This window comes from Roseomonas populi, assembly GCF_024594815.1.
In the GTDB taxonomy this organism is placed as follows: Bacteria; Pseudomonadota; Alphaproteobacteria; order Acetobacterales; family Acetobacteraceae; genus Roseomonas; species Roseomonas populi.
Genome location: NZ_JANJOU010000014.1, coordinates 72,998 through 97,586, shown reverse-complemented (window position 1 = coordinate 97,586; position 24,589 = coordinate 72,998). Strand labels below are relative to the sequence as shown.

At 69.7% G+C, this 24,589-nt stretch carries 19 protein-coding genes; 9 read left to right on the top strand and 10 right to left on the bottom strand.

The window, feature by feature from the left end; translation table 11 throughout:
• Positions 1 to 96: 96 nt before the first annotated feature.
• The 4 genes from NRP21_RS16650 to NRP21_RS16635 all read right to left on the bottom strand — a co-directional run bounded on the left by NRP21_RS16650 (position 97) and on the right by NRP21_RS16635 (position 5,304).
• Positions 97 to 954, bottom strand: a complete 858-nt coding sequence (locus NRP21_RS16650) for a sulfotransferase domain-containing protein (protein WP_257717347.1) — start codon at positions 952 to 954, stop codon at positions 97 to 99.
• A gap of 147 nt (positions 955 to 1,101) precedes the next feature.
• Positions 1,102 to 4,026 (bottom strand): AMP-binding protein, encoded by a 2,925-nt coding sequence (locus NRP21_RS16645; protein ID WP_257717346.1) that lies wholly within the window; start codon positions 4,024 to 4,026, stop codon positions 1,102 to 1,104.
• Positions 4,027 to 4,106: 80 nt separating this feature from the next.
• Positions 4,107 to 4,379 carry a hypothetical protein gene (locus tag NRP21_RS16640; RefSeq protein WP_257717345.1) on the bottom strand — a complete coding sequence of 91 codons (273 nt, stop codon included), beginning with the start codon at positions 4,377 to 4,379 and terminating at the stop codon, positions 4,107 to 4,109.
• Positions 4,380 to 4,509: 130 nt separating this feature from the next.
• Positions 4,510 to 5,304, bottom strand: a complete 795-nt coding sequence (locus NRP21_RS16635) for a GDSL-type esterase/lipase family protein (RefSeq protein WP_257717344.1) — start codon at positions 5,302 to 5,304, stop codon at positions 4,510 to 4,512.
• A gap of 101 nt (positions 5,305 to 5,405) precedes the next feature.
• Here NRP21_RS16635 and NRP21_RS16630 point away from each other — a divergent pair, with 101 nt between their 5' ends.
• From NRP21_RS16630 to NRP21_RS16620, 3 genes are all read left to right on the top strand, one after another.
• Complete coding sequence (locus tag NRP21_RS16630; RefSeq protein WP_257717343.1) at positions 5,406 to 5,936, top strand: hypothetical protein; 531 nt, start codon at positions 5,406 to 5,408, stop codon at positions 5,934 to 5,936.
• Positions 5,933 to 6,709, top strand: coding sequence for an acyltransferase (locus NRP21_RS16625; protein WP_257717342.1), 777 nt, complete (start codon positions 5,933 to 5,935; stop codon positions 6,707 to 6,709). The genes NRP21_RS16630 and NRP21_RS16625 overlap by 4 nt, the downstream gene beginning before the upstream one ends.
• 214 nt (positions 6,710 to 6,923) lie before the next feature.
• Entirely contained in the window at positions 6,924 to 7,727 is an 804-nt protein-coding gene (locus tag NRP21_RS16620) for a sulfotransferase domain-containing protein (protein WP_257717341.1), read from the top strand.
• A gap of 156 nt (positions 7,728 to 7,883) precedes the next feature.
• On the opposite strand, the gene NRP21_RS16615 is transcribed toward NRP21_RS16620, so the two are convergent.
• On the bottom strand, positions 7,884 to 11,504 hold the full coding sequence (locus tag NRP21_RS16615) for a glycosyltransferase family 8 protein (protein WP_257717340.1): 3,621 nt from the start codon (positions 11,502 to 11,504) through the stop codon (positions 7,884 to 7,886).
• A 293-nt stretch (positions 11,505 to 11,797) separates the two neighbouring features.
• Between NRP21_RS16615 and NRP21_RS16610 the strand changes: the two genes are divergently transcribed.
• Positions 11,798 to 12,283 carry an RrF2 family transcriptional regulator gene (locus tag NRP21_RS16610; RefSeq protein WP_257717339.1) on the top strand — a complete coding sequence of 162 codons (486 nt, stop codon included), beginning with the start codon at positions 11,798 to 11,800 and terminating at the stop codon, positions 12,281 to 12,283.
• A gap of 193 nt (positions 12,284 to 12,476) precedes the next feature.
• On the opposite strand, the gene NRP21_RS16605 is transcribed toward NRP21_RS16610, so the two are convergent.
• Positions 12,477 to 13,289: a hypothetical protein gene (locus tag NRP21_RS16605; RefSeq protein ID WP_257717338.1), complete on the bottom strand. Its 813-nt coding sequence runs from the start codon at positions 13,287 to 13,289 to the stop codon at positions 12,477 to 12,479.
• Between the two features lie 212 nt (positions 13,290 to 13,501).
• Here NRP21_RS16605 and NRP21_RS16600 point away from each other — a divergent pair, with 212 nt between their 5' ends.
• Positions 13,502 to 14,803 (top strand): UDP-glucose dehydrogenase family protein, encoded by a 1,302-nt coding sequence (locus NRP21_RS16600; protein WP_257717337.1) that lies wholly within the window; start codon positions 13,502 to 13,504, stop codon positions 14,801 to 14,803.
• 45 nt (positions 14,804 to 14,848) lie between these two features.
• Here the strand turns inward: NRP21_RS16600 and NRP21_RS16595 are convergent, their stop codons facing one another.
• The 3 genes from NRP21_RS16595 to NRP21_RS16585 are packed head-to-tail and all read right to left on the bottom strand — an operon-like array spanning position 14,849 to position 18,914.
• Positions 14,849 to 15,715 carry a hypothetical protein gene (locus NRP21_RS16595; RefSeq protein WP_257717336.1) on the bottom strand — a complete coding sequence of 289 codons (867 nt, stop codon included), beginning with the start codon at positions 15,713 to 15,715 and terminating at the stop codon, positions 14,849 to 14,851.
• Complete coding sequence (locus tag NRP21_RS16590; RefSeq protein WP_257717335.1) at positions 15,712 to 17,952, bottom strand: glycosyltransferase; 2,241 nt, start codon at positions 17,950 to 17,952, stop codon at positions 15,712 to 15,714. The genes NRP21_RS16595 and NRP21_RS16590 overlap by 4 nt, the downstream gene beginning before the upstream one ends.
• Positions 17,949 to 18,914: a hypothetical protein gene (locus NRP21_RS16585; RefSeq protein WP_257717334.1), complete on the bottom strand. Its 966-nt coding sequence runs from the start codon at positions 18,912 to 18,914 to the stop codon at positions 17,949 to 17,951. The genes NRP21_RS16590 and NRP21_RS16585 overlap by 4 nt, the downstream gene beginning before the upstream one ends.
• A 716-nt stretch (positions 18,915 to 19,630) precedes the next feature.
• Here NRP21_RS16585 and cysT point away from each other — a divergent pair.
• Genes cysT through NRP21_RS16570 form a run of 3 tightly spaced genes read left to right on the top strand, consistent with a single transcriptional unit; the run spans position 19,631 to position 22,415 of the window.
• Entirely contained in the window at positions 19,631 to 20,494 is an 864-nt protein-coding gene (gene cysT / locus NRP21_RS16580; RefSeq protein ID WP_257717333.1) for a sulfate ABC transporter permease subunit CysT, read from the top strand.
• Complete coding sequence (cysW, locus tag NRP21_RS16575; RefSeq protein ID WP_257717332.1) at positions 20,491 to 21,351, top strand: sulfate ABC transporter permease subunit CysW; 861 nt, start codon at positions 20,491 to 20,493, stop codon at positions 21,349 to 21,351. The genes cysT and cysW overlap by 4 nt, the downstream gene beginning before the upstream one ends.
• Positions 21,348 to 22,415, top strand: a complete 1,068-nt coding sequence (locus tag NRP21_RS16570) for a sulfate/molybdate ABC transporter ATP-binding protein (protein WP_257717331.1) — start codon at positions 21,348 to 21,350, stop codon at positions 22,413 to 22,415. Before cysW ends, NRP21_RS16570 begins: the two co-directional genes overlap by 4 nt.
• Before the next feature lie 154 nt (positions 22,416 to 22,569).
• On the opposite strand, the gene NRP21_RS16565 is transcribed toward NRP21_RS16570, so the two are convergent.
• Positions 22,570 to 23,079: a ferritin-like domain-containing protein gene (locus tag NRP21_RS16565; RefSeq protein WP_257717330.1), complete on the bottom strand. Its 510-nt coding sequence runs from the start codon at positions 23,077 to 23,079 to the stop codon at positions 22,570 to 22,572.
• A 598-nt stretch (positions 23,080 to 23,677) separates the two neighbouring features.
• Between NRP21_RS16565 and NRP21_RS16560 the strand changes: the two genes are divergently transcribed.
• The gene (locus NRP21_RS16560) at positions 23,678 to 24,538 is read left to right on the top strand and encodes a manganese catalase family protein (RefSeq protein WP_257717329.1); all 861 of its coding nucleotides are present in this window, start codon (positions 23,678 to 23,680) and stop codon (positions 24,536 to 24,538) included.
• Positions 24,539 to 24,589 lie beyond the last annotated feature (51 nt).

Here is a 24,589-nt window from a genome sequence, read left to right as displayed (position 1 = left end):
CCCCCCCCCGCCGCGCCCCCCCCCCCCCCCCCGCGCCCCCCCCCCCCCCCCCCCCCCCCCCCCCCCCCCCCCCCGCGACAGACCGCCAGCCGAAAATCAGTAGTAATCGTAGAGCGCCATCGCGTCGCGCATCTGGTTGTTCAGGCGCCGGATGGTTTCGGGTTGCAGCTTGTTGCGGTGGTCGCCGGGGATGACGCGGCGGACGAACTTGGTCTTGTCCTCCGCGTTCGGCACCGCATCGATCTGCCCCAGCAGTGCTTCCACCTTGCCCGGCGGGAGGGACCAGTCGAAGTGCTTCAGGATTTTGTGGATCAGCCGTTTTTTCTGGAAGATGTAGTCCTCGTATCGAAGCGTGAGGCAGGTCGGGTCTTCCAGCACGTCCTTGAACGCGAGCAGCGTGTTCTGGAAGTTCCGCGCATGCTTCAGCACATAGGCGTCGATGTCGGTCGCGAGCGCATCGGCCCGCTTCTTCAGGAACTCTTCCGAGGCCTTGGCGCCCGTCTCGGTCTTCGCCGAGGGGAGGGAGTGGGAGTAGGCATCGGAGAAGTATTGGCTGACCAGGGCGTCGCGCGGGTCCCGGAACATGAAGATCTTCTGGCCGCCCCGGAAGATCTCGTAGTTCGTGAAGTTCACGGGGAAGGAGCGGAAGCCCAGATAGACGTTGTTCGGCCTCACGACCTCGGACAGGTCGGCGTTGACCCAGTCGGATACGTTGAAGCCGTTCTTGAAGAAGGTGCCGGGCACGTCCACGGCGTTCACGCCGTTATGGCGGGCCAGGAAGTGGACGATCTTGTGGAGCATCGTGCTGCCGGACTTCCGGACGCCGAGGCAGAAGCAGGCGCCGCGATCGCCGGACCGGGCGACCTGGAAGGTCAGGTTACCCTTGTCGCCAATGGCGATCGTGACCGGCACCACGTCGCTCGTGGTCTCGTCCAATGACTTGACCTCTTGCATCGGTCACCTCCGAAGCGTCGTGCAAACCGGGCGTTTGCTGCGAAGCCGAGCATACCCGCCCGGGATGGGGTTGCAAGGCGCCCGCAGGGGGCGCGCAAGGGTTGTTTGTGCCGGGTTGTGCTGCCCGGCAGGGGAAGGCGCCTTGCGCTAGGATCCAGCCTTGGCCAGGGCGCGCCGGGACTCGACGCGCTTGCGGGCCGCGATGCCTTGTTCCCTCAGCGCCTGGCGCAGCGCCCGGAACACCGCGTCGTCGCCACCGCGCTCCAGTGCGAAGGAAACGTACCAGTCCTGCCCTGTGGCGGGCGCGCGTGTCTGGGGAACGACGAAGGTCATTGTCTCGAAAGACGGATCGGGAAAGTTCCAGGTGTTCTGGGTGGGATCCGCCGCCATCAGCGCGACGGCGGGCTTCTCGATCGCGTAGCGGCCCTGGGCGCCGCAGATCAGGATGCAATCGAAGGAATCCGAAAGGGGCGCGAGCGCATCCGGCGCGTAGCTGGGGGAGCGAACATAGGGCTTGCCCAGTTCCTCCAGCCGCCGGGCCACGTAGGGCACGCTGCACTCCTGCCCGACGATGCAGAAACGGTCGAAGCGGTCCAGCACCTTGTCCACCGAATCGCGGTCCACGATGCGGGAGCAGAAATGCGAGAGATCGGACATCTCCAGAGCGGTGACCGGAACGCCGCTCTGCCGCTTCGGCGGCTTGGGGAGGGCTTCGATCCAGGATGCCAGCCCCTGCATGAAGGCGCCGGGCTGGAGGTGCAGGCGCGCATCCGCGCGGTCTGGGAACTCCTCGAACAGCCGGTGCTCCCAGTCATCCGTAAATTCGGCCGTCTCGCGCAGCGTGGCGATGCGGAAGACCGGTGTCTTCAGATAGGCGCCGAGGCGCATGATGGTGTCGGAGCGGTGCCGGAAGGGCAGGTCGCGGCCCGAGACGACCGTCAGCGGCAGCTTCTGGTGCATCTGCGGGTAGCGCTGCCAGCGCACGGTGATCAGGTCGGCGCGCGGATCGCGCTCCAGGTTGTGGGAGAGGGCGCCGTAGACCTGTGCAGGCGGGAAGACCATCTCCGCCACGTCGTCCACGAGGATGAGGCTGGCGCGGCGCAGCTTGTTCAGTTGCCGCTCCACCACGGCGTAGTCCGCCCGGTCCACGCGCGGCAGGAAGTAGTCCTGGAAGACGAGGTCGGAGAGGGTGACTGCGGCCGGCGGCAGGCAGAGGTGCTCCAGCACCACCGGGATCTTCAGGCGGCGCGAGAGGGCCTCGATGTGCTGCGGCGTGATGTGCTTTAGCGTTCCGCGGTCGGCGAGGGAGACGATGTAGAGGTATTCCGCCTCCGCCTTCTCCGCGCCGCCGGCACCCTGGCGGACGAAGTCGTCCAGCGTCGCGTCCGGGTCGAAGGCGATGCCGGCATCGTTCAGGATGATGCGCAGCACGGTGAGCGAGAGGGAGTCCAGGATTCCCCGCACGGGCACGTCCCAGGGCAGGTGCTCGTAGTAGTGCCTCAGCTCCGTCTCGACCGAGGCGCCCTGCACGGCGGCCCCCGACTTCTGCTCCAGATGCGCAGCCCAGTCCTGCGCGGACTTCTTGCGGTTGATCTTGCCGGAGGAGGTCTTGGTCAGGAAGCGGGGCGGCACGAAGGCCACCTCCATCTGGTCCAGGCCGGTGGCGTCGCGGATGGCGTCCGCCACCGCGTCCGTGTCCCGGCGCAGGAAGAAGTCCTTGTCCTCGATCAGCACCAGCGGCTTCTGCGTGCCCAGCCGCTCGTCATAGACCTGCACGGCGGCGACACGGCCCTTCACCTCCGGGAAGGCCTCGTTCACCGCCAGGTCGATGTCGGAGAGCATGAACTTGCGGCCGGCCTGGGTGATCAGGTCCTGCTTGCGGCCGGTGACGTGCAACTCGCCCTCGATGATCTGGCCGAGGTCGCCGGTGGGGTAGAAGCCCTCCGCGTCGCGGATGTCATCGCCGCCCATGTAGTTGCGGAGCGAGGTGGGGCTGCGGACCCACAGCTCGTCCTCCACCACCTTCACCTCCACCCCCGTGATCGGGCGGCCGCAGGAGACGACCTCGCGCCCATCGATCGTGCGCGTGACCAGCCCGCGCGAGAAGGAGACGGCGAAGATGTTCTCGGCCATGGCGTAGCAGGCCGAGAAGGTTTCGTCGGGCGCGCCGATCCGTTCCATGAAGCGCCGCGTGGTCACGGCGGAGACCGGCTCGGAGCAGGAGATCCAGTGTCGCACGGAGGGCAGGGGGCGCGGTTCGGCCCGCGCCATCACCTCGAAGCCAAAATTCGGCATGTAGGTGACCGTGCCGCGGTGGCGCTCCACCGCGTCGAACAGCATGACGGGGTTCCGTACCCAGGTCATGGGATCCATCATCACCACGTCAATGCCGAGCAGCAGAGGCATGACGAAGCAGGCGACATAGCCCATGTCGTGATAGAGCGGCAGCCAGGAGACCACGCAGTCCCGCCCGGGCTCCAGCCGCAGGGTCTCGTTATAGTCGGCCACGTGCCGCCGCAGGTCGTCCGACCGGAACTCCACCGCCTTGCGGAAGCCCGTGGTGCCGGAGGAGAGCTGCACGATCGCGAAGCTCTCCGGCAGCAGGGCGGGCAGCGCCGTTCCCTCGGGCGCCGCCGGGATGTCCTCGAAGCGGGGCAGCACGATCGCCCGCGCGCCTTCCGGCATGCCGAGGGAGACGCAGTACTCGTCGCACAGCAGCGCCGCCAGCCCGGCGCGCTCCACGGTGTTGGCGACGGAGGCGCGCCAGTACTCCCGGCTCTGCTTCGTCGTGGGGTACTGCATGACGAGCGGGCGCAGCCCCGCGTGGAGGCAGGCGAGCCAGGCGAGGACGAGGATCGGCTCGGACCGGAACATCAGCCCCACGACGGAGCCCTGCGCGACCTGCCTCTGCAGATCGGAGGCAAGGCCCGCGATCCGGGGGCGGAGACCGCCAAGGGGAAGCGTCAGCTCGCTCCCGTTGGCCTCGACGAAAACGAAGGTCGGCGCGCGACCAGCCGGGCCTGTTTCCGCTGCGCCCGCCTGCTCTGCCGTCATGTGCTGGTCGTCCGTCATGAATCAGTCTTGTGGGCAGGACGGGCCGCACGGGCCCGCCCCGCTGTCACCTGTAGAAGCCTGCGATGGGAAGCCTGCGATCAGGCCCGAAGCTTGGAGGCGAGCCCCTTGCGCTCCTCCACGGCCGCGGTCAGCTCCGCCCTCGCCTCAGTCGGGCGGTTAGCAACGTAAACGCGGCGCACCTTCAGGGCCTTGGCCTCGTCGCTCTTGCGGTCCGGAACCGCCTTCAGCTTCTCGGCAAGGCCCTTCTTCTCGGCCTGCAGGGACTTGATCTCCGTCTGCAGCTCCTTGATCCGCGTGGCGAGGTAGAGGCTTCGCTGGCGGGCTTCGGCGTTTTCGGGCGTGGCGGGCATCTTGTTGTCCTTCCGGCAAGCAGCAGGTTGGCCTGCAATTCTCGCCGCCGGGTACCCGTGCAGGTTGGGGCACCGCAGCGGAGTTCGCGTCCGAATTCTCTATCCCTGCGGTGGGTGACGCAAGAGACATTCATCGATTCTGGCGCGACAGTTCGGCGCGCAGCGCCCGGCCCAACGCCGCGTAGCCCTCTCGCGTGAGGTGGACGAAGTTCGGCGGCCGCGCGACCCCGCAAGCCGCACCCTGTCCGCACAGCAGCGCGGCGCGCGCGTCCACAAACCGGAACCGGCCGGACGAGGAGGCCATCCCGGCCAGACTTGCGTTTACCGTCCCGATTTCCGGGACGAATTCCTCTTGCGTCGCGCCACGCGGGAGAATGCTCAGCACGTGAATGGTAGCGGCAGGATAGAGGCGGTGCAGCCGGCCCACCACGGCGAGCACGCCGGCCACGATGTCACAGGGCGTCGCGCGGCGCAGATCGTTGGTGCCGATCAGCACGACGACGTCGGAAGGGCGCTGGCGCTCCCAGCCGGAAACGCCGATCTCGATGCGCTGCCCCTGCACCACGGCCGGCTCGCGCGCGGAATCGAGGCGGTGGAGGAGGGCGGCCGTGCCGTCGCCCCCCACGCCCGCGTTCAGCACGCGCCGCCCGGGGAAGACCTGCGCCAGCATGTCGGCCGGCCATTGCTGGACGATGGAGTCACCAACGACGATCGCGTCGAACCTCTCGGTGTTCAGCGCGCTCTCGATCTGGGAAAGCCGGTCCTGGAAGCGCACCTCATGCCCGCGCCTCACCTGCGGCGTTGTGGTGAGGCCAGAGCCCGGGCCCGCGCCGCAGGATTCCGCGGCGGCCTGGGGGGAGGGCAGGGCGACGGCCAGCGCCGCGAGCAGAGGGACGAGAATGCGTCCGACGGATACTTGCTTCATCGATCAGGCCCCTTCGGCAGCTTCGCATCACAAGATTGCGAGAGATGGTGGGTGCGCGCGGCAATGGCGGCAACGCCCGGAGCCCGCCGCGGAGAGGTTCCATGAACGGCAAGCTGGCGCGCGCCGGCAGAGGCTTCAAGGACGCGGCGAAAGGGCGCGCCGATACGCGGAACTGCCGCTTCCCCAGTTCTTGCGGCACCCAGTGCGGGGTGGCATCGTCCGGCGGAATCCAAAATGGCGGGAACAGGATGCGCCTGGTCGAACACGAGGGGATGCTGCGCCTCGTCCGAAGCGGAACCGAGGCTGATCCGGATAATCCGGATGCGCGTCCTCAGGTCGTCGGCCGGATCCCGCTGGATGCGGCGACGGTTCCGCCGGCCGTGCGCGACAAGCTCTCTCCACACGAGCTCGACGAGGTGCTGGCCTTCATCGCGCGGCGCGGTGCGGTGAGGGTGCTGGAGGACCGCCTTGCGGCACTGCGCCTGGGTGGGACGGTCGCGGCGGCGCTGCGGCATCTCGCGAGGGTGACGGACGACGCGGAGCGCGCCGAACTGCTGGCCGTGTTCTCCGATGCCGCCGTGGCGCTCCGGCGCGCGGGCCGCAGCAAGAGCCCCAGAGATAGCGAGGAATGACAGACCAGGTCCTCGAGGCCTTCGACCGCTTCCTGGCAGACCGGCCGGGCGTGCGCCAGCGGCTCGGGCAGCCCGGCTGGGCCCTTCCCGATCCGCGGGAGTTCCAGGTCAAGCCGCTCGGCAACGGCAACGCGCTGCTGTGGCGCGGCCGCTCCAACGTGCTGGACATCGTGCTGCCCGGCGGCGCACGGGACAACATCATCCTCTGCGACGCGATTGAGCTGGGGCGTGCTTCCCTCACGCTCAATGGCGGCGGCAATCTCGTCGTACTGTGCGCCTCCACCAAGTTCCAGGCGAAGATCACGATCCAGGGCGACGGCCACCTGCTCTACTGGGGCGAGGGCGCGACCTGTAACGAGGGCACGGTCGTGATGGGTGCCGGGCACCGCGGCACCACCGTGATGTTCGGGGCCGACTGCATGCTGAGCCAGCGTGTGACCGTGCGCGCGGCCGACAGCCACGGCATCCTGGACGTGGGGACGCGGGAGGTCACGAACGTGCCGGGCTCCATCGTCGTCGGGCCGCATGTCTGGCTCGGCAACGGCTCGACCGTGCTGAAGGACGTGGAGATCGGCCCGGGCTCCATCGTGGGCGCCGGCGCGATCGTCACCGCCGACATCCCGGCGCTCAGCACCTGCGTCGGCGTCCCCGCGCGCGTGGTCCGGCAGAACACCACCTGGACCCGCAAGTCCAGCCCGACCGAGGAGCAGAAGGACCAGGTCTTCCGGCTGCTCGCGCAGGTCGGGGCGGCCGTGCCAGCCCCAGTCGGTTGACCCGCGTTCCCCGGAAGGGCGCGCGGCCGCGCCTTGCCGGGACGAGGTATCGTGGGGTCGCTCGCATTGCCGGGTGTTGGCGAGCGTGTTAACACGAAATGGTTTCGGCACGCTCGGCGCCTGATCGTCATCCGGTCATCGGCCAGCGATCTTCGGCAGGGCTGCTGGAGATGATCCCGGCCTGGTGCGGATCGGGGCGCGTGTGGAGGGCTGGATGACAGAGAAGAAGCGGGTCACCTATCTGGGCGCGGAGTTCGACATCGCCCTCGCCGAGGACGCCCCGGCCTACTTCCTGTTCGGCATCCGCAAGTCCGGCAGTTCGATCGCGAATGCGATGATCACCGCCCTGGCGAACTACAGCAACGTCAACTTCGTCGATGTGGCGGGCCAGCTTTTCGCCAAGGGCGTGAGCGTGCCGGCCTGGCAGAACGATGCGGGGCTGGGCGAGCTGCTACACGGCGGCAATCTCTACGGTGGCTTCCGCAACGCGCCGCTCGGCATCCTGCAGCACCCGCGGCTGCAATCCGGCCCGAAGGTCCTCCTCGTCCGCGACCCGCGCGACGCGCTCGTCAGCGAGTACTTCTCCAACGCCTACTCCCACTCGATCCCCGCCGAGGGGGAGACGCGCGAGATGATGCTGCAGATCCGCTCCCAGGCGCTGAACGCCTCGGTGCGGGACTACGTGCTGACGAAGGCGCCCCTCTTCGCCCGCACGATGCGCGAGTACCAGGGTTTCCTCTCTATGCCGGGCATGCGCGTGTACCGCTACGAGGACGCCATCATGAACAAGGGCTGGTTCCTGCGCGGCGTGTGCGAGCACTTCGGCTGGACCGTCAGCGACGCCCAGATCGGCCAGATCCTGAACTGGGCCGACGTGATGCCGGATGAGGAGCGGCCGACCGAGTTCGTTCGGCGCGTGAAGCCAGGCGACCACCGCGACAAGCTCGACGAGGCGACCATCGCGAAGCTGGACGAGATGCTCGCGGATGAGCTGGCCTGGTTCGGGTACAAGAACTGAGCGGCAGACCTGAACGCCCGGGGCGGGTGGGACCTCCCCTGGGCCTGCATCGGGCTGCTGCGTGACTGACCTGAGGCGCAGCGCCCCACGACCGGGTCCGATTTCGTCCCTTCGTTCGCCTCGGCTCTACGAGCCGAGGCGTACCATCAGCGAAGATCAGTCCCGGTTCGCCGCCGCGAAGATGTCCACGTAAAGCCCCTGAGGCAGGATGGACCCGAGCACGAGGGCCCAGACGCGCCACTCCTCGCGGTAGCTCCGGTCGAACACCACGTCCCATGGCTTGGGCTTATCGAGGAAGTGCAGAAGTACGCCGTCCTCGATGTGGCCGTTCCGCTCGCGGCTCGGGCGCAGGAAGAAGTTGAAGCGGTCCGCCATCATCGTGAAGCGGCCGCGGAAGGAGATGTTCAGCGCGCACTGGTCGTGGAAGATCAGCCGGTTCGGCTCCTGCTCGGAGACGCGGATCGCTTCCTCGACCACGTCCGGCAGCATCGGATCGTCGAACTTGAAGAGCAGCACGCCGGAGTTGAAGTAGCTGTGCGGGTCCAGCCCGTTGTGGCTGGCGGCGTTGATCACTTCGGGCGAATAGTCCTCCACCCGGGCCGCGAGGAGCATGTCGCCGAGCTCCATCTGGAACAGCCCGGTCAGGTCGCCGCGGCAGATGATGTCGGTATCGATGTAGGCGGCGCGGCGGAAGGTGTGGCGCTGAAGGAGGTAGCGCGCGGCATAGAGGCGGAAATAGGCGGCCCGGGAGAGGGCGCTGCCGCCGGCGAAGAAGCCGTAGTCGGTGCGGTGGTCCACGGCGGCGGGCACGAAATCCTCCTCGCCGATCACGTCGATCACGCGGCCGAAGCGCGCGGCGATCATGGCGATGGAGCCGTACCAGTGGCGCGGCACGTCGCGGTCCAGGAAGACGAAGATGCGCCCGCCCACCTGCGGCGACTGGCCGAGGAAGGAGCAGAGGAAGGTCAGTAGGGAGAGGAAGTAGCGCTGGTTGGCGCAGACGAAGAGGCAGAGCTCATCCTGCGTCAGCTCCCCGGTATCGGCGGGGGAGAGGACCCAGTTGGAGCGATAGCGGGCCGGGGTTCCACGGGCCTGCACGTTCACAGCCATGGCGCGTGCCCGCTGCACGATGGCCAGGTCCTCGTGCACGCGGGCCAGGAACTCCTCCAGGTCCGGCTCCAGCTCGCTGGTCGACTCCTCGGCCAGCTTCGCCGCGGCGTCGGAGAGCTCCTTGTGGATGTCGGCCTTGCGGACGACGCGCATGGCCAGGTGCGCCGCCCCCCCGATGCCGTAGCCGCGGGCGACATGGCCCAGCAGGATCCGGCCCGCCTCATCCCACCGCTTCAACTCGCTCAGCAGGCGCAGGACGGTCAGGCTCTCCCACTTGTTCAGCGCCGAGCCCTGGAAGACCTCGCGGTAGATGCGCTCCGCCTCCTCCGGGTTGTCGGCGTGGCAGTAGAACTCGAGCTTGCGGAGCAGCGTGTCGCGGTCCTCCGCGATCGGGCTGCCGTCGAGCTCCTCGAAGAGTGCACCCAACTCGTCCCAGCGCTTGTGCTGCAGCAGGAAGTGGATGCGCGCCTGAACGACGGGATGGCTGCCCAGCCCGCGCCCTTCGAGGAGGCGATAGAGTATGCCGAGCAGACGCTGGGCATCCCCCATCCGGGTCTGGCCGGGGTCGATGCAGAGGAACATCGCCTCGGCGAGCTGCCAGTCCGGCATCTTCTCGGCCCGGCGGTCCTCCAGCAGGCGCAGCAGGCCCGCCGTGTCCTTCCGCCGGGCGGCGAGCCGGAAGCGGGCCTGGAAGATCTCCGGCAGGTCGCTCTCGCCCACCGCCTCCAGCCGGATGGAGGCCGCCTCCATCGCGCCGGCCTCCATCAACCGGTGCGCGATCACCGCCTCGGCCACCGCCTCCGTCGCCGGGAAGAGGGGGAGGCGGCGCAGGATCTGCAGGCTCTTCGGCTTCTCGCCAACCAGCTGGTAGTAACGGCTAAGGGCCAGCGAGCCCCAGACATTCAGGCGGTCGGCGTAGCTGCGCTCCAGCTCCAGCGCGTGCGGCTTAGCGGCCATACTGTCGCCGGCTTCGAGCGCCAGCTCCAGCAGCCGCAGGCTGATCAGGTAGTCCCGGACGCCGCGGGCATGGAGCAGGCCGTACACCTGCGGAGCCTCCTCGCGGTTCCTCGCCTCGTAGAGGGCGTGATTGAGCTGCGCGAAGCGCGCCCCGATCTCCGCGAGGACGGAGGGCTCCGCCTCCACGGGCGTGCCGAGGAATGCGATCTGCGCGCGCGCGCTGCCCTGGCGGTCGCCGGCGAGGGCTCGGCCGATGGCCAGCAGCAGCGCCGCCTCAGCGACGGCCGCGCCGGTCTCTTCCTTCATCTCGCGCTCCGCCTTCGCCAGCAGGGCATCCCGCTCTCCGGCGGGCAGCGAGAGCAGGTGGCCTTCGGTGCTGGCGAACCCGGCCTCCAGGGGCCGGAAGAGCGTCCTCGCCGGCAGGGCTTGATGTCCCGCCCCCTCTTCCGGCCCGCGGCCGGACCGCTCGGGCAGGCCAACCAGGGCCGCGATGGAGATGCGCGGCTTCGGCGGCACCTCGATCTGCACCTGCTGGGTGGCGGCAGGCTGGGTCGTGGACTGGATCGTGGGCTGGGCGGTGGCGGGCGGGGCCGGGATCACCAGAACGGGAACGGGCTCCGACGGCCGGTCGGGAAGCGGGGCGCTCTCATCCTCCTCCTCGCCGGAAGGGGTGGCCCGTTCCTCCGCGGGGGTGTCCGAGTCCGCCGGGGCAGCGGCGGCGCTCCCGGCCAGGCCTGCCTGGCGGCGCAGCAACTCGAGGAAAAGCTCCGCCTTCGGCGGTGGCGGCTCGGGGTCGTCGGGCTCGAAGATGGCGGAAGGGAGGAGGCCGGAGGCCAGCCCCTCCTCCATCAGGTGCGCGAAGGGATCGGCCGTTTCGGGCGGGAGCCCGGCGGAGGCCATGTAATAGGCGGGGTCGAACCAGGGATTCGGCGCGTTCTCCCGGCGGTGCGCCATGTAGTGGGCAAGCGGGAGCTGGCCGGACGGGACGTCGTGGGTGGCCGCGTACCAGGCAGGGTCGAAGAAGGGCCCGGGCGGCAGGCCGGACGAGCCGCCCTGCCGGATGTAGTGGAGCAGGGCGCCGGACTTCGACTCCAGCTCTGCCTCCGCGGCGTAGGAGGCCGGCTCGAAACAGGGCGAGGGGCGCGAGCCCGCCTCCTCGCCTCGCCGGAGATAGTCGAGGATCGGCGGCGGGGTTTCCGCCCCCGCCATCTGCGTGCGGCGGTACCAGGCCTCGTCGAAAAGGCCGGAGGCGGCGATGTCGAGGTAGTCGTTGAACTCGCGGAAGGGCGGGCTGAGGTCGCGCCCGGTGCCCGCCTCGACGAGGGCGAGGAGATCGCCCGCGGTCAGGGGTTTGCAGACCACCGGAACGGCCTCGTCCGTGCCGCTCACGTAGAAGCTGACGGACAGGTCGGCATCGGCCCTTTCCAGCGCAGCGCGGTCCACGCGGCTCCAGCCGATCAGGAAGCCGCAATAGGTCGGCCGGTTCAGGACCTTGTCGATGTCGGGCCGGTCGAGGAAGGCGATGGTGCCTGCGACATGTGTCTCGCCGCAGCGGAGATCGATGCCGACGGGAAGGGCGGACGGTTCCAGGTCGAGGAGCCAGCCACGGATGCCCAGGGCGTTGTCAATATAATCAACCGCACCGGCGTAGCGGCTCTTTGACGAAATATAGGGGAGTACCACGGCATCACCCTCAACCGCTGCGTGCAAGGCGTCGCCGAATTCGCCCCGGAACTTCTTCCCACGGCAAGTCGCACAACCTAAGCTGGCGTAACCTCCTCTGGCAAGTACCGGCCATTCGCAATGCAGCGTCCGCCGGCAGGAAGAAACCAAAGAACGTTCGACATTAAGGCTTTATTATCACATACCCGGAATAACTTTAGCGCGACCTGGCCGTCAATGGCCTAAGCACCGCTCCTGAGGACCCACCCCTGCAGCCCGGGCGGGCCCGCCACCCGCCGAGACCGCTGGTGGCGCGCCTCAGCCATGGCTAAATCCGAACGATGCTGACCCAGAAGGCGAAGTACGGGCTGCGGGCCCTGGCGATCCTGGCCCAGGAGGCGCCGGAGAGCCCGACCATGACCATTCCCGACATCGCGCAGCGCGCCCACGCCCCGCACAAGTTTCTCGAGGCCATTCTGCTGGACCTGCGGCGGCACGGCTTCGTGTACAGCCGCCGGGGCAAGGCGGGGGGCTATGGCCTGGCGCAGGCCCCCCGCGAGATCCGGATCGGGGATATCATCCGCGCCATCGACGGCCCGCTGGCCCCCATTCCCTGCGCGAGCCTCACTGCCTATCGCCCCTGCCTGGATTGCCCGCAGCCGCAGGCCTGCGCCATCCAGCGGCTGATGCGGCAGGTACGCGACGCAACAGCCACCGTGCTGGACGGAACAAGCCTCGCCGAACTGGCCACGCACGGCGAGGCGGTGCTCGGCGACGCGCCCGAGGAGGCGGAGGGCAGGGCGGAACCCGTGGGCGAGAGGATCTAGCCCCACCCGCCATGACCTTCAGGGGAAGCGTCTGGCAGGGCAAGCGTGCGGCTGGTCAGGCCCGTGGCCTTCCGGGTTAGCGCCCCGGCGCCCTGGCTGGATCCACGACTGGCGGACGCAGGAGTCCTGCCAGCATCTCGCCGCCATGCGCGAGCGGACGGACCCTTCCGGCTTCCCGGCCGGCTACCCCGCCCTACGGACTCTCCCCGCCATCCCCCTGCGTCGGGGCGTGGCGGGAGGCGCGAAGGGGCGCGCTGAGGGGTTGGAGGTCTCCGGGGACGGCGCGGAAGACCAGCCAGGGGCTGTGCGCCAGTTCCACCGGCTGCCCGGCGACGTGCACGGCGACCTGGACGTCGCGGCCCGTCGGCGCCAGCGGCCGCGGGAAGAGGAAGAGAAAGCCGGTGGCACCGAATTCCGGCCTCATGAGGGTCAGGTCGTTCCGCCGCCTGTGCGCGAGGGTGCGGCCCTGGAGCTGCCCGTCCACCCGGATTTCCACTTGCACGGGGCTGTCTGGCCGATCGAGGTCGGCCACCCATCCCCGCACCAGCGTTTCGCTGCAGCGGTCGATCGCGCCGGCGAAGCGCGCCCCAGTGGAGGGAATGGCGGCGGGAATGGCGGTACCCGGCGTCCTCAGCGCCTCGCCGAGCAGGGATACGCCGTCGCTGGTGCGCAGCAGCCGCGCCTCGGAGGCGCTGCCCCGGCGGCCGGCGAAGGCCGCGGCCCCGCTGCCCGCCCGCACCTCCAGCGTCTCCGCGCCGAAATGCACCTCGAGCGGCAGCGCCTGCCCGAGCGCGAGCTTGGGGAGGGGAAGCTCCACCTGATGGCTCCAGGCCCCGCCGACGAAGTCGTTCAGCACGATCACCCCTTCCGCGGGGCGCAGGCTGACATGCAGGTGGATGGTGTCCTCGTCCAGGTAGTCGATGACCTGGGGCCGGTGCGCGGGGAAGCGCACGCTGAAGCGGTGGACGCTCCCGGGGACCGGCGGGTCTTGCAGGGGTAGGTCCATCGTGAGCCGGCTGCCGACGGAAGGGGGCCGGGGCCCGGCCAAGGGCGGGGGATCTACCATCCTGCCCTTCCGGCAGCAATGGCGCCCGTATCCGTAACGAGGCGGCGCAGTCTTTTTTGCACTCGCGATAGGGCGGGTCTGGCCGACGGCTGGGCGGTGGGATACGGAGGCGCCGGAAGGCCGATTCGGCTCTCACTCCGCAGGGGAAATCGATGCGCGTCGCGATGATCGGTGCCGGCTATGTCGGCCTCGTTTCCGGTGCCTGCTTCGCCGAGTTCGGCGTAGATGTCTGCGTGGTGGATACCGAGGTCTCGAAGGTGGAGGCGCTGCGCGAGGGCCGCATCCCCATCTATGAGCCGGGGCTGGACAAGCTGGTCGAGGAGAATGTCCGCGACGGCCGCCTCACCTTCACCACGAAGCTCGAGGAGGCGATGGAGGGCGCGGACGCCGTCTTCCTCGCCGTCGGCACGCCGTCGCGCCGCGGGGACGGGCACGCGGACCTCTCCTACGTCTTCGCCGCGGCCGAGCAGGTGGCCCGCGCGGCCAAGGGGCCGCTGGTGCTGGTGACGAAGTCCACCGTGCCGGTGGGCACGGGGCGCAAGATCAAGGCGGTGCTGGACGAGACGCGCCCGGGCCACGAGATCGTGGTGGCCTCCAACCCCGAGTTCCTGCGCGAGGGCAGCGCGATCGGCGACTTCATGCGGCCGGACCGCGTGGTGATCGGCGCCGAGAGCGACCGCGCCTTCCAGGTGCTGCGGCGCCTGTACCGCCCGCTCTACCTCATCGAGACGCCGATCGTGCAGACCGGGCTGGAGACGGCGGAGCTGATCAAGTACGCCGCCAATGCCTTCCTGGCGGTGAAGATCACCTTTATCAACCAGATGGCCGATCTCTGCGAGCGGGCGGGCGCGGACGTGCACGACGTGGCGCGCGGCATGGGCCTTGATGGCCGCATCGGGCGCAAGTTCCTGCATGCCGGGCCGGGCTACGGCGGCTCCTGCTTTCCCAAGGACACGCTGGCCCTGGCCCGCACGGCGCAGGAGCTGGGCGCGCCGGTGACGATCGTCGAGCAGACGATCGCCGCCAACGACGCGCGCAAGGAGCAGATGGCGGACCGCGTGATCGCGGCGCTCGGCGGCTCGGTGGCCGGCAAGACGGTCGCGGTGCTCGGCCTGACCTTCAAGCCCGAGACGGACGACATGCGCGACGCGCCCTCGCTCGTCGTCGTGCCCCGCCTGGCGGCCGCCGGCGCCACCATCCGCGCCTTCGATCCCCAGTCCGCCCACGCCAGGCAGCTCCTGCCGGCCAACACGGTCTTCGCCGAGGGCGCGCTGGAGGCGGTGGAGGGTGCGGACGCGCTGGTGCTTCTGACGGAGTGGAACGAGTTCCGCGCCCTCTCGCCCAAGCGCATCAAGGCGGCGATGAAGGGCGATGTCGTCCTCGACCTCCGCAACGCCTGGGATCCGGAAGCCTTCCGCGAGTGCGGCTTCCGCTACAGCTCGATCGGGCGGTAGCGATCGCGGGGCGGGGGTGCCGGGCGCCCCCGCTCAGCCCCCCGATCAGCCGGCGATCCAGGGGCGGACCACGTCCATGCAGGAGAGTACGCGCTGCGGCCCGACCGGGTTGTGCAGCCGCCGCTCATCCGCGTAGAGGTCCACCACGACCTGGCGGGCGGGGCAGTCCTCCCGGCCGTGGCCGCGGCCGCGCAGGGCCGCGAGCAGCGGCAGCATCTGGTCCTCGTAGTGGTCCTCGTCCAGCGTGTTCTGCAAGTAATACAGGCGGGGCATCGCCGCGCCCTGCCGCAAGGCCTCGACAAAGGAGAAGCGCGTGCCGAAGCGCTTCGCCGCCTCCGCGGGCGGGATGCCGCCGAAGGCGACACGCAGCAGGTGGCCCACGCCGCCGCGGCGGAACTTCAGCACATCCGTCTGCGGGTTGTTCACGAGGGCGGAGGCCCCCTCGAGCCGCGAGGCCAGCATGAGCGAGCCGAAGCCGCCGGCGGAGCTGCCGTAGAAAAGAACCTGCCGGTTCTCCAGGCCGAGCGCGTCCCGGGCCCGCCCGATCATCTCGGCGATCCGGGGCAGCACGTGGTGCTCCGCCGTGCCCAGCAACCAGCCGAGGCCGAGCCCGGGGTCGAGGCCCAGCGTGGGGTCGCTGAGGATGATGACGTTCTCCGGGAAGTGCCGTACCCAGTCGAGGCGCTGGAAGCGGGGAAGGGTGACCTCGTCCCGCCTGACCATGCCCTGGCCGAAGACGATCAGCGGCTGGCCGGGGCCGACGATGCGGGCATAGACGTCAATCGGTAGGACCTCGCCCTCGATCCGGTACCGGTGCTCGCCCGGCTTCAGGCGGAACTCCGCCATCCCCGCCACGAGGGTGGCCGGGATCTCCCGCGTGGCTTCCGGCATGCCGCTGGGCGCGCCGCTCAACCCGCGTATTTCCGCCCGAGCCGGCGGACGAAGGCGACCCCGCGCTCCACCTCCGGGTCGTCGGGCAGGTGCCGCTCCGACAGGTGCTCCACGAAGCCGCCTACCTGGACCAGCCTCTGGCGCAGCAATTCGTTCTCCAGCTCCAGCAGGGCCGAGCGCTCCGTCAGCTGCGCGGCCTGGCGCCGCAGGGTCGTCAACTCCGCCCCCTGGGCGCGCCGGCCGTTCTCCGCCTCCAGCGCCTTCCAGAACAGGCCCTGGGAGAGGAGGAGGAAGGGGCGGAGCGCGGGCGGGGCGACGGAGAGGTAGGTTTCGGCGGCGCGCATCAGCGCGCCGGCCCGGTCCCGCTTTCGCCAGCTTCCACCCCAGCTGCCCTCCCCCGTGCGGTACCAGATCAGTGCCTCCGGCACGACGTCCAGCTTCAGCCCGCGCGACCAGGCCTTGGCGAAGAAGCGCCAGTCCTCGGCGTGGTTGAAACGGCCATCCACCACGAAGCCGCCGATCTCCAGGAAGACGTCCCGGCGAACGAAGCAGTTCAGGTCGCCGTAGCCGTTCACGATGAGGCCGAGCGGCCCGAAATCGCCCATGACGACGAAGCGCTTCACCGCCTTGTCCTCGCTCGCGGGCGGGGTGTCGCCGATGAAGTGGTCGTTGAAGCAGGTGAGCAGGTCCGCCCCGCCCGCCTCGGCGGCGCGGAGGAAGGTCTCTACCTCCTCCGGCTTGGGGACGTTGTCGTCGTCCATGAAGAGCAGCCAGCGGCCTGTCGCGGCATAGGCGCCGGCGTTGCGCGCCGCGGGCTCGTAGGCGTTCTCCCCCATGCGGAGGATCCGCAGGCCGGGCCGGCCCTCCGCCTCCAGTTCCGCCAGGAACGCCACCGCTGCGGGCGTGCGGCTGCCATTGTCCACGACGATGATTTCGTCCGGCGGGCGCGTCTGCGCGGCCAGTCCCTCCAGGGCCTGGGCCAGCCCCGCGGGCCGTTCGTAGTGGAGGACGAGGACGCTGACCGTCGCCGACCGGGCCGCGGGCGGGCGAGGGGGGCGCGACAGCCCGGCCGCGATTTCCGCGTGCAGGCGGCGGAAGGCTTCCTCCGTCTCCTCCTCGCGCACCGCGGAGGAGGCTGGGCCGAAGCCGCCGGGCGGCATGGCGAGCGCGGCCTCCAGCCGCTCCGCCAGCCCCGCGGGGGTGGGCTGGAAGAGCACCCGGTCCTGGCTCTCCGGCGCGATCAGCTCCGCCACGCCGCCGACGTCCGAGGCGATGAAGGGGATGCGGTTGGAGAGGCACTCCAGCACCGTGTAGGGCGAGTTGTCGGAGAGCGCGGCGAGCACTGCCAAGCGCCCCGGCGCGCGCAGGTAGTCGTTCGCCTGGAAGGTATCCAGCCCGTCGAGCACCTGCACCTCGCGGCCCCAGCGGGCGGCGCGCGCCTCGATGCTCGCGGGTGGGTAATCCGACCCCGTCTTGCCGAGGAAGGTGATGCGGATATTCGGTGGCAGCCGGTCCCGGATGCGGTCGATGGCGTCGCAGAAGACGAGCAGCCCCTTGCGCGGCTCGATCCGGCCGAAGAACACGATCTCCCCGATGGCGGCGGCCGCGGGATCCTCCGGCGCCGGCCCGGCCTGGGCGAGGCGCCGCGGCATGAGGTTGGGGATGACGTGCTGCCGCGCGGGCAGGGTGAAGCCGTTCTCCTGCAGCCAGCGCAGCATGTAGTGGCTGGGGCTGACCACCCGGTCGCAGAGCGCGATCAGGCGCTGCTCCATCCGGTCCCGGATCATGTAGGTGATGTCGTCCACCGTCCGCAGGTTGGACAGCCGCGACCAGAGGGTGGGCGAGTGCGCGGTGACCGTCAGCGCGGTCCTCGCCAGGGCGAGCCCCTGGGAGCGGGCGAGGGCGGTGAAGTAGCCGAGGCCGATGTAGTCCACGAAGTGGATGACGTCGAAGGATGTGTCCTTCAGCTGCTGGTACACGTGGTAGGAGCGGGCGAGGTTGTCCTCGTCGTAGACGCTGGGGGTGCGGTGCACGGCGGGTAGGCCGCTACCGTCGAGGAACATCATGCCGATGCCCTGCCGCGCATAGGCGGCGGCCCAGAACTCGCGGTCGCCGCGCTCGAAGAAGCTGGAGGTGTAGAAGAGCGTGACCTCGTGGCCCTCCGCCGCGAGGAACTGCGCGAGCGCCGTGCAGGCCGTGCCGACGCCGCCATTGTTGATCGGCCCGACGATGTCGGGCGACGCGATGCAGATCCTCACGCCTGGCTGCCCGCGGGAAGGGGGCCGGTGTAGGCGACGGGGCGGCAGATCCACCAGGGGCTGTTCGTCAGCTCCAGCTCCGTGTCACCCACGCGGACTGAGACGCGCGCCTCCCGGCTCTCGGGCAGGAGGACGGGCTCGGGGAAGCGGAAGTGGAAGCCGGCCCCGTCCTCCGGCAGGCCGGGGCGCGCCCGGTTCGCGCGGGCGGAGCCCTGGTAGCGGCCGTTCACGAAGACATCCACCACCAGCGGGGCCGATGGCAGCGCGGGGTTGCGCGCCCAGCCGCTCACGCTGCGCTCCGAGCAGTGCTCCACCATCCCGAAGTAGCGGGACCGCAGGGGCACGGCGTCCAGCACCGCGCCGCCGTGCCACATCTCGACCTGCATTCCCTCGTAGACCAGGGCCTCCCACGGGTGGGGCAGGGCGAAGCGGCGGGTGATGCTGCCGTCGTCGGCGGGGGCGATTTCCAGCCGGGATAGGAGGCGGCTGTCCGCGCGAAACTCGATCGCCGCCGGCTCCGCCTCCGGCCCGAGCTGCAACAGGCCGGAGACATGCTGAGCGTCCGCCTGGCCGATCTGCCCATGCCGGAGCCCGCCGCCCTCCGTTTTCAGGATGTGGTCGGACAGGAGGAGCCGCGCGCCCGCCAGCGGCCGGACGAGCGAGACCTCGAGCAGCGGCTCCTCCCGCGAGAAGAGGCCCGCCTTTCCCTCGGCCAGCTCGACCGTCAGGGGCAGGCCGGGATCCCCGGTGCCGGCCGGCAGCCGGAGTCTCTGCTCGGCCCCCCACTGCCCGGAGAGGCGGCTGTTCACGACAAGGCCGTCCGCCACCGGCTTGACGTGGAGGAGGATGTCCTCCTCCGCCACCACGTCCAGGCTCTCGCCCCGCGACACGGCGTCGGCCCCGATCATCAGCTTGTGGCGGCCCGCGATCGGTCGAGGCGCGCCAGGGTCCTTCATCGGCATCAGGCAGGCAATTCCGTGGCGGTACCGGGTCTGCGTGGGAGTCGATGGATCCAGTCCACTCAACCACACGGTGAGACCTTTAGATCAAAATTGCACTTAGCACATCGATCTGGTGGCTTAGTTGCATGCTCCGAACATTCGTCCTGTTCGCCAGCGGTGGCCCCGGGGGCTGGGGAGCGTCAGAAGCCGGATTTGCGGTGCAGGCCTCCGTCAGAATTCTCGTCGATCATGCCCCATAGCCCCCGTCCGGAGCTTTGCGGTCCAACCTCGCGGATCCTGCACATGCGGCCACTCACGGGAATTCTGCATCACCCTGCCGGGACAGCCTGTCTCGCTGCGGGAGACGCGTGGCCGCGCACTCAACGGTTCGCTCCGAAGGCGCTCACGGGGCACCTCCTTTCCAGTCACGGCAGGCCACACGGACATCGCCGCGAAGTCATGGGGCCAACACCGTAAGAACGGGGGAAAGGTGTTGCGCCAATTCCTAGCAGACTTATAGGCTTTACCCGGACAGGGATCTTGCATGACACGGGACCGGCTTCCCTCGCGCTCCAAACCGTTGCTGGCCGCGCCTCCGCAGGGGCACGCCGGCGGTCCTGCCCGCATCCCCTCCTCCTGCAGGGAGACCAGCCGATGATCAGGGATCTTGCCGCGGCATCCCGGCGAGAGGTGCCGCCGGGGGCGCGGGCCACCCACCCCGCCGCGAAGGTGGCCCGGTGAGCGGCTCGGCCGCGGCGCTGGGCGCCGCGCCGGGGCGGGCGGCGCCGATCCGCGCCATCCCGGGCTTCCGCACCAGCCTCGGCATCACCCTGCTCTGGGCCGCGAGCATCGTGGTCATCCCGCTGCTCGCGCTCCTGCTGCGGCCGCTGGAACTGGGACCGCTGGGCCTGTGGGAATCATTAACGGAGCCGCGGGTGCTGGCCGCCCTGCGCCTCTCCTTCGGCGCGGCCTTCGTGGCGGCGCTGCTGGACCTGCCTCTGGGGCTACTGCTGGCCTGGGCCATCGTGCGGCTCCGCTTTCCCGGGCGCGGCATGCTGGACGCGGCGCTGGACCTGCCCTTCGCCCTGCCCACCGCGGTGGCCGGCATCGCGCTGACGGCGCTGACGGCCCCGAATGGATGGCTCGGCGCGCCTCTCATGGCGGTCTTCGGCTTGAAGGTCGCCTTCACCGAGGTGGGCGTCGTCTTCGCCCTGATGTTCGTCGGCCTGCCCTTCATCGCCCGCACGGTGGAGCCGGTGCTGCGCGACATGCCGCTGGACGCGGAGGAGGCGGCGGCGACACTCGGCGCGAGCCGCGCGCAGACGCTGTGGCGCGTGGTGCTGCCGGCCCTGCTGCCCACCCTGCTGACGGGCTTCGGCCTCGCTTTCGCCCGCGCGGTCGGAGAGTACGGCAGCGTCATCTTCATCGCCGGCAACCTGCCGATGATCACGGAGATCGCGCCCCTGCTGATCGTGATCCGGCTGGAGCAGTTCGACTATGCCGGGGCGGCGGCGGTGGGGCTCGCGATGCTCGCGCTCTCCTTCGTCGTGCTGCTCGCGATCAACATGCTGCAGCGCCGGCTGCGCCGGGGGCGGCGATGAGCGACGACGCCCTGCACACCGCACCCTTTCGCCCGGCCTGGCAGGACCGCCCCTGGGTCCGCCGCCTGCTGGCCGCGGCCGCGGTACTGGTGGCGCTGGTGATGCTCGCGCTGCCGCTCACCGCCGTTTTCGTGGAGGCGCTGCGCCGCGGCCTGCCCGTTGCCCTCGAGGCCATCACGGAGCCCGACACGCTCGCGGCCGTCCGCCTCACCCTGCTCGTCGCGCTGATCACGGTGCCGGTGAACCTCGTGGGCGGGCTGGCCGCCGCCTGGTGCATCGCCAAGTTCGACTTCCCGGGCAAGCGGCTGCTGACCACGCTGATCGACCTGCCCTTCTCCGTCTCCCCCGTTATCGCGGGGCTGGTCTTCGTGCTCATCTTCGGCGCGCAGGGGTGGCTGGGCCCCTGGCTGCAGGCGCGGGACATCCAGATCATCTTTGCCCTGCCCGGCCTCGTGCTCGCCACCCTCTTCGTCACCTTCCCCTTCGTCGCGCGCACCGTGCTGCCCCTGATGCAGGAGCAGGGCCGGGACGAGGAGGAGGCGGCGGCCACGCTCGGCGCCGGCGGGCTGCAGACCTTCCTCATGGTGACGCTGCCGAACGTGAAATGGGGGCTGCTGGCAGGCGTTCTTCTCTGCAACGCCCGCGCGATGGGAGAATTCGGCGCCGTGTCCGTCGTCTCCGGCCACATCCGGGGCGAGACGAACACCATGCCTCTGCACGTGGAGATCCTTTACAACGAATACCAGTTCGCGGGAGCCTTCGCCGTGGCCGCGCTGCTGGCGCTGCTCGGGCTGGTGACGCTGACCGCGAAGACCCTGCTGGAGCGTCTCTCCGGCCGGAACGGAGGCTTGGTATGAGCGTCGACGTCCAGGACATCGTTCGCCGCTTCGGCACCACCGCCGCGCTGAAGGGTGTCTCCCTCTCCGTGCGGGAGGGGGAGTTCCTCGCCCTGCTCGGCCCCTCCGGCTCGGGCAAGACCACCTTGCTGCGCATCCTGGCCGGGCTGGAGGGATCGGATTCCGGCACCGTTCACATCGCCGGCCAGGACATGACGGGCGTGCCGGCGCGGGAGCGCAACATCGGCGTGGTGTTCCAGCACTACGCGCTGTTCCGCCACATGACGGTGTTCGACAACGTCGCCTTCGGTCTGCGCGTGCGGCGCCAGCGCCCGTCCTCGGCCGAAATCGCCGCCCGCGTGCGCCGCCTGCTGGAGCTGGTGCAGGTGCCGGAGCTGGAGCGGCGCTACCCCGACCAGATCTCCGGCGGCCAGAGGCAGCGCGTGGCGCTGGCCCGGGCCCTGGCGATCGAGCCGCGCCTGCTGCTGCTGGACGAGCCCTTCGGCGCGCTGGACGCGCTGGTGCGCAAGGAGGTGCGGCGCTGGGTGCGGAGCCTGCACGACAGCCTGGGCATCACCACCATCCTCGTCACCCACGACCAGGAGGAGGCGATGGAGATGGCCGACCGCATCGCGGTGATGCAGGGCGGCCGGATCGTGCAGCTGGACGCGGTGGGCGCGCTGCTGCGCGATCCCGCTACCGCCTTCGTCGCCGGCTTCATTGGGGAGGCAACGCGCCTGCCCTGCCAGGTGCGGAACGGTGTGGCGCATTTCGACCCGCTGCCCGTCCTGCCGCTGCAGGTGGCGCTGCCGGATGGGCCGGCCGCCGCCTTCGTGCGCCCGGCCGAGATTTCCGTGCGCCACGGCGCGGGCACGGCCAGCGTACGCCTGTGCCGGACGGAGGGCGAAGGGCCGGCGCGGCTGATCGTGCAGGCGGGCGACATCATGCTCGACGCGCTGGCGAATCCCGGCGAGTCCTTCGAGAAGGGCGAATCCTGTCGCCTGTCCATCCGCGGCAGCCACGTTTTCGCCGAGAGTGGAGAGCGGGCACAGGGCGTGCCGCTGGCGGAGGTGATGGTGGGCTGAACGGCCCTGGCGGGCGCTGCCGCCAGCCCACCCTTTTCAGGACACACTCCTCAAGGATTCCCGCGCCAGGGGTCATCGACCCCTGGCGAACCGTAGGCCTGCCTCTCGCGGCAGCCCGGCAGAACAGGAACTGGGGCCGCGGAAACCGCCCCGATCAGATCCCGGCCTGCGCCCCTTGCGCCGCAAGCGTCGCGAACTTGCGCACCGTCGGCTCCAGGGTATCCGCGCACCACTGCGCCATGCGCTCCTCCTCCGACAGGGACTGGCGCAGCGCGGTGGGGGAGGAGGCGTCGCCGGCAAGGTCGGCGAGCACGAGGAGGGACTTGTAGGACGCGATCTCGAAGTGCTCGAAGGCGTAGTTCGCCAGCGTGTTCTTCATGATCTCGTCCTGCATCGGCGCGTGCGCCAGGGCGGCCATGTTGCCCATCAGCCCCGTCAGGAAGTCCTTAACGGAGGAGTTGGAGCTGCCGAGCGATTCCAGGATCGTGTCCAGCCGCACGCGCTGCTGCTCGCTCTCCGCGATGTGGCGCCGCAGGGCATCGGCGATCTCCGGGTAGCTCTCGATCCGCTCCACCTGGCGCGTGAGCAGTTCAATCGCCTGGGTCTCCAGCGCGCGCGCGTTCACCAGGCCGGTTAGGTACAGGTCACGGTAGCTCTGCTGCATCGGTTGTGTCTTTCGTCCGTGGGGAAGAGGTCCGGGGCCGGCATCCGGCGGCGCGGCGTCCCCGGCCCGCTCATGCCCAAGCCCTCCGGTTCCGCGGGAAACCGGAGCACGGAGAACGCCGCTCCGGCCCTGGCGTTGAGGCGGAGAATGATGCGGCGGAAGTTTAACACGCTGAACCCGGTCCGCAGTTCCAGTGGGACTAACATACGTCAATCGTCCGTCGCGCGATGCCGTTCGCCGCACCGCGCGCGTCGCTCATGTTCGCGTGATGCCGCGACATGCGTTTCATAGGTTAGGGACGCAGGGGCTCCCGTGATCCGTAATGTCGGCATGAGCGGAAGGCGGAGCTGTCGCGCGGTGCGGTTACCTTCAACCAGTTCCCGCACTGCATGATCAGTCCGTCACTTTTCCATTCCTCTTCCGCCATCGTGCGGCGTCGCAGCCCCTCCTGTACGCCGCGTGCATCCTGCATCCGGCCGCGAAACCGTGCCACCCCATCAGCATTCCTGCGTGACGGAGGTGGTGCGGTGTCGGCCAGCCTGGCCTGGTGCTGCATCCGCCCGGGCTGAGTCCTCCCCCCAAAGACCAGGAGTTCCCGATGTTCTTCGCCAATCCGCGACTGCAGTATCCTGTTCGCGTCGATACCCCGAACCCCGTCTTCGCCCGCGCCCTGCAACAGGCGATCGGCGGCGTGGAGGGCGAGATCCGCGTCATGCTGCAGTACCTGTTCCAGTCCTGGGGTTCGCGCGGCCCGATGAAGTACCGGGACATGCTCCTCAACACCGGCACGGAGGAGATCGGGCATGTCGAGATGCTCTCCACCGCCGTCGCATTGAACCTCGAGGGCGCGCCGCTCTCCTTCCAGGAGGAGATGTCGAAGGATCCGATCGCGGGCGCCGTGCTGAACGGCATGAACCTCCGCCACATCCTCTCCACCGGCATGGGCGCCACGCCGGAGAACTGCAACGGCGTGCCTTTCAACGCCAGCCATGTCTATGCCAGCGGCAACATCGTCGCCGACATGTACGCGAATGTCGCAGCGGAATCGACCGGCCGCGTCCTCGCCACGCGCCTCTACAACATGACCGATGATGCGGGTATGAAGGACATGCTTTCCTTCCTTATCGCGCGGGACACCATGCACCAGCAGCAGTGGCTTGCCGTCATCGAGGAGCTGGGCGGCCACACCGCCGCGCTGCCCGTCCCGAACAGCTTCCCGCAGTCGGAGGAGAAGGGCGAGTTCGCCTACGGCTTCTTCGTCCACAGTGCCGACGGCAGCGTGCCCGAGGGGCGCTGGACGAGCGGGCCCTCCCTCGACGGCAAGGGCACTTTCGAGGCAATGATCTCCAAGCCGCTCGGCGAGATCCCGCAGCTCGCCCCGGCCCGCCCGGATGGCGGCGCCCAGACCGAGCAGACCACGACGACGCCGATGCCCGGCGGCGCGCCGACCGCTCTCTGAACCCAGAACCTCCAGAAGGAGTACTGCCCATCACCACGCCGACCGCGCCGA